General features: G+C 69.9%; 8 protein-coding genes. 4 read left to right on the top strand and 4 right to left on the bottom strand.

Annotated elements, in window-relative coordinates:
• Positions 1 to 50: 50 nt before the first annotated feature.
• Entirely contained in the window at positions 51 to 1019 is a 969-nt protein-coding gene (locus ACFYRH_RS19385) for a zinc-binding dehydrogenase (RefSeq protein ID WP_387776573.1), read from the top strand.
• Here ACFYRH_RS19385 and ACFYRH_RS19380 read toward each other — a convergent pair.
• Positions 1009 to 2256, bottom strand: a complete 1248-nt coding sequence (locus tag ACFYRH_RS19380) for a diguanylate cyclase (protein WP_387776570.1) — start codon at positions 2254 to 2256, stop codon at positions 1009 to 1011. The two genes, ACFYRH_RS19385 and ACFYRH_RS19380, sit on opposite strands and share 11 nt — an antisense overlap.
• A 225-nt stretch (positions 2257 to 2481) precedes the next feature.
• Between ACFYRH_RS19380 and ACFYRH_RS19375 the strand changes: the two genes are divergently transcribed.
• On the top strand, positions 2482 to 2670 hold the full coding sequence (locus ACFYRH_RS19375; protein ID WP_387776567.1) for a DEAD/DEAH box helicase: 189 nt from the start codon (positions 2482 to 2484) through the stop codon (positions 2668 to 2670).
• Positions 2671 to 2715: 45 nt separating this feature from the next.
• Here ACFYRH_RS19375 and ACFYRH_RS19370 read toward each other — a convergent pair whose 3' ends face one another.
• A complete protein-coding gene (locus ACFYRH_RS19370) occupies positions 2716 to 3987 on the bottom strand; it encodes an MFS transporter (RefSeq protein ID WP_387776565.1) in 1272 nt (423 codons plus the stop codon).
• Between the two features lie 395 nt (positions 3988 to 4382).
• Between ACFYRH_RS19370 and ACFYRH_RS19365 the strand changes: the two genes are divergently transcribed.
• Together ACFYRH_RS19365 and ACFYRH_RS19360 are read left to right on the top strand one after the other, a co-directional pair.
• Positions 4383 to 6953, top strand: a complete 2571-nt coding sequence (locus tag ACFYRH_RS19365) for an MXAN_6230/SCO0854 family RING domain-containing protein (RefSeq protein WP_387776562.1) — start codon at positions 4383 to 4385, stop codon at positions 6951 to 6953.
• A 139-nt stretch (positions 6954 to 7092) separates the two neighbouring features.
• A complete protein-coding gene (locus tag ACFYRH_RS19360) occupies positions 7093 to 7638 on the top strand; it encodes a hypothetical protein (RefSeq protein ID WP_387776559.1) in 546 nt (181 codons plus the stop codon).
• 109 nt (positions 7639 to 7747) lie between these two features.
• On the opposite strand, the gene ACFYRH_RS19355 is transcribed toward ACFYRH_RS19360, so the two are convergent.
• Positions 7748 to 9133: a sensor histidine kinase gene (locus ACFYRH_RS19355; protein ID WP_387776556.1), complete on the bottom strand. Its 1386-nt coding sequence runs from the start codon at positions 9131 to 9133 to the stop codon at positions 7748 to 7750.
• Positions 9133 to 10782, bottom strand: a complete 1650-nt coding sequence (locus tag ACFYRH_RS19350) for an FAD-dependent oxidoreductase (protein ID WP_387776553.1) — start codon at positions 10780 to 10782, stop codon at positions 9133 to 9135. The genes ACFYRH_RS19355 and ACFYRH_RS19350 overlap by 1 nt, the downstream gene beginning before the upstream one ends.
• Positions 10783 to 10824 lie beyond the last annotated feature (42 nt).

Below are 10824 nucleotides of genomic sequence, written 5' to 3'. Positions count from 1 at the left end.
TGAGGTTGCAGTCTCGGACCACCGAAGCAACGACGAGAAAGAGTTCAGATATGCGTGCAGCAGTAGTCACCGCGTTCGGCGGCCCCGACGTGATCGAGACCCGTGTCCTGCCGGATCCCGTGCCGGCCGAGGGGCAGGTCCTCGTCGAGGTCCAGACCGCCGACATCATCTTCGTCGAGACCGCCATCCGCCGCGGCCGGCACGGCCAGTTCTTCGACGTCGAGCCGCCGTACGTGCCCGGCAGCACGGTCGGCGGGCGGGTCCGCGCGGTTGGTCCCGGCGTACCGGTGGACTGGATCGGCAAGACGGTCGTCGGCCGCACGATCGGTTTCGGTGGCCATGCCGAGCTGGCCCTGACCTCCACCGACCTGGTCGAGGTGCCGCCCGAGCTCGACGTGCAGACGGCGGTCGCGGTGTACGGCGACGGCTTCACCGCCCTCATGCTCGAGGAGCTCGCGCCACCGATGGCCGGCAAGGACGTACTCGTCACAGCCTCCGCCGGCGGCATGGGTCTCCTGCTGATCCAGCTGGCACATCGGGCCGGAGCACGGGTCATCGCGGCCGCGCGAGGCGAGCAGAAGCTGGAGCTCAGCCGCGCGCAGGGAGCCGACGTACTGATCGACTACGGAAAGCCGGGGTGGGAGAAGCTGGCGCTCGAAGCCACGAACGGCGTCGACATCGTGTTCGAGGGCGCGGGTGGCGAGCTGGGCGCGGCTGCGTTCACGGTGGTGAAGGACGGCGGATGGTTCTCGGCCCACGGTGCGCCGAGCGGCGGCTTCGCCACCTTCGACCCGGCCGAAGCCGAGCGCCGCGGCGTTACGGTGAAAGGCATCATGGACCTCCGCGCCGACACGACGACCACGACGGTCACCGGCGCCGCCGTGATCGCCCGTGCGGTCGCAGGCGATCTCAAACCGGTCGTCGACCAGGTCTACGACCTCGACCACGTCGCCGACGCGCACCGGGCGCTGGAGAACCGCACCCTCCGTGGGAAAGCGCTGATCAGCGTCAGTCGGTGACCGATTGGTCGGACTGCTCCGGCTGCTCCACGTGATCCATGACGGCCGGCGGGTTCGGGCGGGCGGCGACGATCTGATTGCGCCCGGACCGCTTGGCCGTCAGCAGTGCGTCGTCAGCGGCAAGGATGAGCTGATCCATGGTCGACGCGACGTGCGGGTAGATCGCCGTACCGAACGAAGCCGGTACGCCGGTGATCGCGGCAGTCCCGCCGTTCGTCGTACTGACTGCGACCGTGAGGCCCACTAGCCGCTCGCGGATCCGCTCCGCGATCTCGAGCACCTCGCTCTCGGACGCACCCGGCAGCAGCACCGCTAGCTCGTCACCACCGACCCGGGCGACCAGATCGCCCTGCCGGACCTCCGCACGGATGCCCGCACCGACAGCACGCAGCGCCTCGTCACCCGCGGGGTGACCGTAGGTGTCGTTGATCTCCTTGAACTTGTCCAGATCCAGCATCAGCAGACCCACAGTGCTGCGCAGCGTGTCCGCGCGGGCGAGCTCTGCGGGCACTGCGCTCGCCCAGTACGACGAGGTGGCCAGACCGGTCTTCGAATCCGTCCCCGCCGCGCGCTGGTACTGCGGAAGCAGCAGATCGCGGTGCAGCGCCAGCACCGTCACCATGAGCACCGGAACGACCCACGGGTACGACGATTGCACCGCGGCGATCGCCACGCCGAGCCCGAGGCCGGCGCACACGACGAGCTGGTCCGACAGCTCACCGAGCGCTTCTCGCGCGGTGGCCTCGGGAGACGACAGCATGATCGCGCCGATCACCAGCGCGTAGTTCACCAGCCACCAGGTCGCGGCGGCCGCCAGGACGACCAGCAACGACCAGAAGCCGGTCGGCACCCGTGGCTCGGTCAGCAGACCACCTGCGCGCAGTACGGCGGCAGCGGCGGCGCTGGCCAGGATGTAGGTCGCGGTGGAGAAGACCTTGCGGTGTGCGACGGTCCGGCCGTACACGCGGAACCACGAGTAGGCGTAGGCCAGCACGACCAACGGAATGACCAGCGACAGCGGGAGCAGCAGCAGGGCCGCGAAGATCCACAGGCACTTCAGATTCGTGTGCGGCGAAGTATTCGCCGCCATCTCGCGTCGGCGCTCGATTCCGCGGGCACACTCCAGATGCAGGGTCGAGGCGACGGCGAGCACCACGAACGCCACCCACTCCGAGTGCCGGACGCCGGAATTCGGCCCGCTGAGCGTGCTCCGCACCGCGAGTGTGGTAATCGTCACCGCAATCACGTCAATCGCCAGCACATAAGCCAGCGCGGACCTCGGTAACGACCAGAGCTTCCATTGCCGGGGTGGCCCCCAACTGCTCCGACCGATCAGAATCATTTGAGCCTCACACACAGTCGATCTGAGCGGTTATGCGTTCATAGTAACGACCTGTTCACGTCAGGTCACCCCGATGGTCGGGGTATTCCACCAGTTGGTCACTAGAAGGGTCGAGAAATCATGCAGAAGGCAGCGCGCGTCAACAGCACCGGCAACGACTGGTTCACCGGCGGCAACGACTGGTTCCGCGGCGGGAACGACTGGTTCACCGGGGGTAACGACTGGTTCACCGGCGGTGGCAACGACTGGTTCACCGGAGGTAACGACTGGTTCGCGCCGAAGACCGCCGCACAGGGCAACGATTGGTGACGGAAGGTAAATCTTTACCTGTGTCTTACATTCCGGAGAACTCGGTCACGAGTTAAACCCGGGAGCCGGAGAATTTGCCGTACCGGGATTTCCGGAATCGCCGCCGATTCGGCGGGCGCGCGCCCAGGCGGCGCCCGCCAGGGCCGCCAGTATTGCACCGGCGGCACCGGTCACAGCGAGTGCGTCCGCGGCGCCCAACGGCTCCGCGAGCACGCCGGCGAGCAGAATGCCGAGGCCCTGGCTGCCTTTCAGCGCTGTACCGGCCACGCCGAATGCCTTGCCCCGTTGGTGATCGGGCACTGCCTGGATGAAGGCAGCGCTCGTCGGCAGGTGGTACGCCGACGCGGCTCCGGACAGTGCCCAGAGACAGACAGTGACGGCCAGCCCCGGCTGGAGCACGGAGAACACCAGTGGGAGACAGGCTGCGACCGCTAGCGGTCCGATCAGCCGCAGCCGTCGCTCCGGCGTCCACAGCGTGATCAGCCACATCCCGAGCACACAACCGGCCGGACTGGCAGCCAGCAGGATGCCCGCAGCTGTCGTGCCGTGGCCGATCTGGTGTGCATACGGGACGGCCAGGCCCTCCACGGTCACGTAGAACCCGGCGATCGTGGCCAGGAAGACGAGCGCGCGGAGTTGCGGCGTACGGGCGACGAGTGTGATGCCGGACTTCAAGTCGGTCAGGTAGCCGCTGGATGGCGCATCTGTGCCACTTGTCGGAACAGGCCGTTTTCGGACGCCGAAAGCGATCAGCGCGGCCGACAGGAGGAAGGTCGCCGCGTCGAGCAGCAGGCCGCCGGAGGTACCGACGGCGACCACCACGGCGCCGCCGAAACCGAAGCCGAGCACCTGGCTGAACTGCACGACCATGTCGTTCGCGGCCTTGCCGAGGACGTAGTGATCACCCGGCAGTACGGCGGGCAGCGTCGCTCCACGTGCCGCGTTGAACGGTGAGCCGAACGCCTGCAACGCGAGCAGCAGCAGGATCACCGCAATCAGCGGCAACGCCTGGATCGCCATGGCTGCAACGAGAATCGCCCGCGCCAGGTCGGTGACGATCATGACGCCCCGGCGGGGGAACCGGTCGGCGATCCCGGCCAGCAACGGCCCGAACAGCAGATCCGGTACGTACGTCAGCGCGTAGGTGATCGCGGTCAGTCCGGCGGACGCGGTCCGGTCGAAGACCAGCACCGACAGGGCCACGCGGGCGACTTGGTCGCCGGCCACCGACAGCACTCCGGCCAGGAACAGCGCGCGGAACTCACCGTGCCCGAAGACGTCGCGCCACCGCGCCCGTTCGCTCACCCCAACCGACATACCAACGACCGTAACCACATTCTGTGGCCCGACACCTCCCGGCTGTGACGAAGAGGGTGTCGAAGGGTGGTTCAAGGGTTTGCCTGCGGCGCATCTGTGCCAGTTCGAGCCGGATCGGGGGACCCGGTGGCGCGCTCTTTGGATGAACGCTCTACTCTGGAGATCTCCGGTAGCGGGGTCTGGGCGGGGCGGCCCCGACCCTGCTACCGGAGCTCTTCTTTGTCGGGCCGATCCGGCCCGTTCCCGCCGGAACTGTCGGTGGCTCCCAGTAGCGTTCTCAGTGCCAGGGGCGGCTCCTGGACGTGCTTCCTTCTCCTTCACCAGGCCAAGTAGCGCGTCCGCTCTCCGCCCCTGGCGCCTTCGTCGATGACGCGAGCGCCCAAGGGGGAGACGCCATGCCGGACCTGTCAGCGGACCCGCGGGCCGCGATTCTGCTGCGCCGCCGCCGGCTCGTCGACGCCCCGGCGCTGACTCCACCGGTCCGGCGTTCCGCCTGGCAGTGGCTGCGCCGCCCACTCACCATCCAGGCCGGTCTGTCCGCTCTCCAGGCCGACCTCATCCAGCGCGGCTTCCTGCTCTCCGTCGGCCTCTACCGGTACTGCGCTGCGCTGGCGGCTCCCGCACTCGCCGGGTTCGGCACGACGCTGCTCGGCCTGCTGGATTCGGAGTCCGGTCACGGCGCCGAACACACCCCGCTGTTCCGCGGTTTCCCGGAGAGCGTCCCGGGTAACACCGAGACCTTCTACGTGAACCGCGTCTTCGCCCGCCTGCTGCAGGAGCCCGAGCAGCCCTGTGTGCTCTGCGGCGACACCACCTCTGTGCACGCGGTCTCGCCGTGCGCGCATCTGGTCTGCCGCACCTGCTGGGACGGCAGCGACCTCAGCGCCTGCCCGCTGTGCCTGCGGCGGATCGACCCGGACGACCCGTTCCTCAAGCCGCCCGCGGCCGAGGAGCAGCCGGCCCATGTCCGCTCGGAGCGGCTGCGTCTGCTCTCGCTCGCGACAGCCGACTCGCTGCGCCAGACCATCGACGGGCTGCTGGCTCGGCGCGCGCCGTTGTCCGCTGCGGATCGTGCGGATCTGCAGGTGTTGCTGCACGGTTCGACCCCGGCCTGGCTGCCGGACGAAATCCCCGTCCGGGAGACCAGGGCGCTGGTGCTCGCGCATTTCCTCGCCGACGATCCGGGCCTGATCGAGCGCGCCACGACCGCGACCGACGTACTGCGGGTGGTCTACGCGCTGATGGATGCCGATCCCGGTCTGCGGACGCCGCCGGCCCGGCGCGCGTCGTTGCCTCGGGCAACACGGCGGCTGGTGCTGGGTCGGCTGGACCGGTTCCCGGTCGAGACCTTGGTCGAGGACATGCTGCGCCACGAGCGCGCCTGGAAGCGGATCGGGGAGAACCTGCACCCGTTCGAGTTCGCGACCCGGTTCCCGGTCGCCGCGCTGGCGTTCGCGATCCTGCGCCGTACCGATCTGGACCTGGCGACCGCGGCGGGGCGGGCGGTCGCCGGCGAGGCGTCGCGGCATCCGCTGGTCCGGGTCGAGAGCGGGCGGCTGGTGATGAGCACCTACGCCGCGCGGGTCGAAGGGGCCTTCGCGTCCGGGCGGCCTGAGCAGGCGCTCGACCTGCTGGGTCAGCGTCCGGGCGAGTTGGTGCGCCGCTTGGTGCACCTTGCGCGGGCCCTGCCGCCCGAGCAGCATGCCGCGCTCGTCGATGCCCTGACGACAGTGGTCTCGGACGTGTCGCCCGCGGTCGTGACGGCGGCGCTGGGTCAGTTGCGGACTCCGCCGGGCGATCTGCGGTTGTTCTTTCCGCGCGGCGGCACCACCCGGATCTGGACGTCCGTCGACGATCGTGAGCCGTTGCCGGCCGAGCTCAGCACCGAGCTCGCCGGTGCGCTCACCAACGAAATGTTGCGGCGGGCAACGGATCTGCCACGGTGCCGGCGCGCGTTCCTGGACGAGGAGCTGTCCCGGCTGGCCGCGCCCGGTTCGGAGCGGACCTCCTCGGCGAGCATGCTGCGGATGACACGGGGGAGTGCGGTGCCGATCCCGCAGGACGAGTTGCTGCGGTTGTTCCTGCACTGGGTCGAGCCGCGCGGCCGCCGGGTCGATCTCGATCTCTCGGTCGCGGTGTTCGACGAGGAGTGGGGGTTCGCGGGTCTCTGCGACTACACCCGGCTGCGCTTCGACGAGGACGCGCTGGTGCATTCCGGCGACCTGACGTCGGCGCCCGGGCCGGCCGGGTCGACGGAGTTCGTGGACATCGATCTGCGCGCGGTGCGCCGGGTCGGCGGTCGCTATCTGCTCCCGGTGGTGTTCAGCTACAACGACGTACCGTTCGAGGAGTTGGAGCGCGGGATCGTTGGGGTGATGCGGCAACCACATGGACTGTTCGACCCGGCCGCGGTGACGGACCGGTTCGACCTGTCCGGCCCGGCGAAGATCCTGATGCCGTTCGGCGTCGACCTGCAGACCAAGGAGCTCCGCTGGTACGACGTGAATCTCGGCGCGGCCGGCTATGGCCACAACATCGCGCGGTACGGCGGTCAGCTCGGGCTGATGGCCGCAACGCTCGAAGAGGTCCACGGCGCGGGCGACCGGGTGAGCCTGTGGGAGTTGTGCTGCTGGCACGCCGCGGCGCGCACCAACGAGATCGCGGTCCGGTGCGCCGACGGCTCCGTGGTCGGCTACCTGCGCGACCCCGCCGAGGACCTGGCGACCTTCGCGCGCCGGGTGATCGCCCGTCGCGAGCCCGACCGGCGCTGGGACGAGGACGCCGCACACCGGTCCGACTTCGTCGCGGTGCTCGCCGGTGACATCGCCCCACGACCGGGGGCGGAAGTGTACGCGCTGCATCCGCGCCTGCTGGACGGCGCGAGTCTCAGGTTGCTCGACGCGCCGCAACTGCTGGCCGTGCTGGCGCCGGACAGCCGCGCCCACGCCGGCGTCGGCGCGGCCTGAGCGGTCCTTGCACCTGCGGTCGGGCGAGTCTGGGGAGAACCTGAGAGGACTTTGACAATTCCGTGACGGACGCGCGGGGCGTCCTTTGGCGTGGTCCGGCGCAGGAGTACAACGGAAGTGACTGCGAAGGGAGCCACGCATGACGTACGACGTGGTGGTGCTCATCGAGCGGGAGATGAGCGAGGGCGACGCGCGCCGCGTTGCCGCCCTGCACGCAAGGCTCGAAGAATCCGTGGAGTACCACCTGTTGGTCTCCAGCCATCCGGAGCGTGGGTTCGGCGGCCCGATGGCGCTGCTCGGCTCGTCGTTCGCGGACGTCGCCGGTCTCACCGGCTCGGCGTCCGTGGTCGGCTCGGCCACCGGCCCGTCGGCGCGGGTCAGCCCGCCGGCGCCCAGCCGAACACCGACCGCGACCCTCGCGGACCCGGATGTCGATCTCGCCTCGGTGATCGAGCACAGTTCCCGCCAGCTCCGGATGGCGAGTGGCCGTCCGGTCAATGTCTCCATCACTCACGGCGAGGTGCTGCTCGCCCTGATGCAGATGGTGAAGACCACCGGCAGTCAGGACGTCGTGGTGGTGGCCTGGCCCGAGACCGCCGCGCGTTTCCTGTGCTCGGACTGGATCGTCAAGGCCCGCAAGCTGCTGAAGGTGCCGAGGGTCCGCATCCTCGAGCACGACACCTGAGGCCGGTGCCGAACGGCGGGAGGTAGTGCGACGCCGGAGTGGGCGGACTCCTGGCAGACCGGCGCTACCTCCTGTCGTTCTCCCCTGTCGTTGTCCCCAGGGGTACCGATCAGCCGGGCGGCTGCCGCGGCAACCGCACCTGCAGCGTCGTCTCACCGGGCCGTGAGGTGATGCCGATCGTGCCGCCGTGGTGTTCGGCCACGATCCGCTGCGCGATGTCGAGCCCGAGACCGGTGCCCTTGCCGACGTCCTTGGTCGTGTAGAACGGCTCGAACGCGCGCGCCGCGACCTCGGGCGGCATCCCCGCGCCGGTGTCGGTGATCTCGACGACGATCCGGTCGTCCTCGGTCCGGGTGGCGATCCGCAACGTGCCGGCGCCGTTCATCGCGTCGACGGCGTTGTCGATCAGGTTCGTCCACACCTGGTTGAGCTCCCCGGCGTACGCGTCGATCCGGGGTACGTCGGCGCCGTACCAGCGGACCACCTCGACGCCGTCGCGGAGTTTGTGCCCGAGCATCACCAGCGTGCTCTCGATGCCTTCGGTCACGTCGATGGTCTGGATCGAGCCGCGATCCATCTGCGAGTACGACCGGACCGCGGCGACCAGTTCGGTGATCCGCCGCGTCGACTCCTTGACCTCTCCGAGCAGGGTCGCCACGGACAGCGTGCTGGCCACCCACGCCAGACCCGGCTCCAACGCGTCTCCGAGTACGTCGGTGGCGCGCTCACACCATTGGGTGGTCGCACCGGCCGCGGCGAGCGGTGGCGCGATGAACCACGACTGCCCGACGCCACGGTCGTCCAGCCAGTCGGAGATCAGGTTCTCCTGGTCGGCGAGATCGACCGGGTCCGGTGCCGCCGTACCGGAGCCGAGCTCGAGGCGCAGCTCGTCGAGCGCGCTGAACTGCGCGGCGGTCACGTCGCCTTCCGCGAGCCGGCGCAACGCCGACAGCAGCGCGACGCAGGCGGTGTCGAGCGCACTGACCGAGCGCGCGGCGGCCGCGGCCGGGTTGTTGATCTCGTGCGCGAGCCCGGCCGCCAGGGTGCCGAGCGTGATCAGCGACTCGCGTTGCCGGGCCGTCGACTCGATCGCGCGGGCGGTCCCGTACACGCCCTTGATCAGGTGCCCGGCGAGCGGGAACCAGGCGTCGATCCGCTCCCGCAGGAGGTCGGCCGGAACCCGCAGGACCCGGCCCTCCGCGACCCCGCGGCCGCTGGCCAGGTAGACACCGTGCTCGTCCCAGGCGCGGAACCCGCCGGCCCAGCGGCCGGGGAGGTCCATCTTGCCCAGCACGGTGTCCTCGCGGCCGATCTTGCGGTGCAGCGCGATCGCGCCGTCGACGAGTACCCACCAGAAGTCGGCCGGCTCACCCTCGTGGAAGAGCTCCGTGCCGAGCTCGATCGGTACGGCGGTACTCCCGGCGACCAGCTCCTCGAGCTGCGCGTCGGTCACGCCCGCGAACAGCGGGATGTCGCGCAGGTCCGCGGCGCGCATCAGACGGTCGCAAGGTAGCGGTGGACGAGATAGATCGACATGGCGCCTTCGCCGACCGCGGAGGCGACCCGCTTCATCGAGTCGAGCCGGACGTCACCGGCCGCGAACACCCCCGGCACGCTGGTCTCCAACGCGTACGGCGTCCGCGCCAGCGGCCACCGCCCGAGCGTGACCAGGTCCGGCCCGGTGACGACGAACCCCTTGGCGTCGCGGGCGACCGCTTCGCCGAGCCAGTCGGTGTGCGGGATCGCGCCGACGAAGATGAACAGCCAGCTCGCCGGCACCTCCTCGACCCGGCCGGTGGTGCGATCGGTCAGCGTCAGCCCTTCGAGATGGTCGTCGCCGCGGCAGCCGGTCACCTCGGTCCGGCAGCGCACCTCGATCGTGGTCGCCTTGCTGATCTTGTCGACCAGGTACCGCGACATCGAGCTCTCCAGCGACGTGCCGCGCACCAGCAGGACGACCCGCTTGGCGTAGCGGGCGAGGTTGAGAGCCGCCTGGCCGGCCGAGTTCGCCGCGCCGACGATGTACACCTCGTCGCCCTGGACCTGGCTCGCTTCGCTGGCGGTCGCGCCGTAGTACACGCCGCGGCCGGTCAGGTCGCCGAGGCCGTCGACGTCCAGGCTGCGGTACGAGACGCCGGTCGCGACGATCAGCGCGCGGGCCTCGATCTCGCCGGCGCCTTCGAGCAGTACGGCGTGTACCGGACCGCGCGCCTCGACACCGACGACCGACCGGGCGAGCACCATCTCGGCGCCGAACCTGGACGCCTGGGCGACCGCGCGCTGGGCGAGATCCGACCCGGTGAGTCCGCGCGGGAAGCCGAGGTAGTTCTCGATCGCGGCACTCAGACCGGCCTGGCCGCCGGGCGCCTCGCGCTCGACGATCACGGTGCTCAGGCCCTCGGACGCGGCGTATACGCCGGCGGCGAGTCCGGCGGGGCCGCCGCCGACGATGCAGACGTCGTACAGCGGTTGCTCGGCCCGGGTACGCAGGCCGAGCGCGGACGCGAGGTCGAGGACGGCGGGGGAGCGCAGTGTCTCACCCTCCGGGGTGAGGATCAGTGGCAGGTCGGTATCCGTGGCGCCGGCAAGGTCCTTGAGGCGCGTGCCCTCGGCGTCGCGATCGACGTCGTACCAGCGGTACGGGACGTGGTTGCGCGCGAGGAAGGTCTTGATGTCGTGCGCGCGGTCGGACCAGCGGTTGCCGATCACGCGGACGTCGGAGGTGTGCTCGGGGTTGGCGTGCTGCCAGTCGCCGAGCAGGTCGTCGACGACCGGGAACAGCTGGTCCTCGGGCGGGTCCCAGGGTTTCAGCAGGTAGTAGTCGAGGCCGATGTCGTTGATCGCCCGGATCGCCACCTCGGTGTCGGCGTACGCCGTCAGCAGCAGGTACTTCGCGGTCGGGGCGTGCTCGCGGGCGCGTTCGAGCAGCTCGATACCGGTCATCGCGGGCATTCGCTGGTCGGTGGCGATCAGCGCGATCGGCTGGCCGCGCAGGGCGAGTTTGGTGAGCGCGGCGAGCGCTTGGTCGCCCGAGGTCGCGCGCACCACCAGGTAGTCGTCGCCGTACCTGCGACGCAGGTCCCGGGAGATGGCCGCGGAGACCATCGGATCGTCGTCGACGGTGAGAATCGCAGGTTTGCTCACGCAGTGCCCCCCACGGCAGTGAACCCCGAATCCCGTCAGGAT

It is taken from the genome of Kribbella sp. NPDC004875 (genome assembly GCF_042873375.1).
Lineage (GTDB): Bacteria > Actinomycetota > Actinomycetes > Propionibacteriales > Kribbellaceae > Kribbella.
The sequence above is the reverse complement of the archived record's forward strand: the minus strand, read 5'-3'. Positions and strand labels throughout refer to the sequence as shown.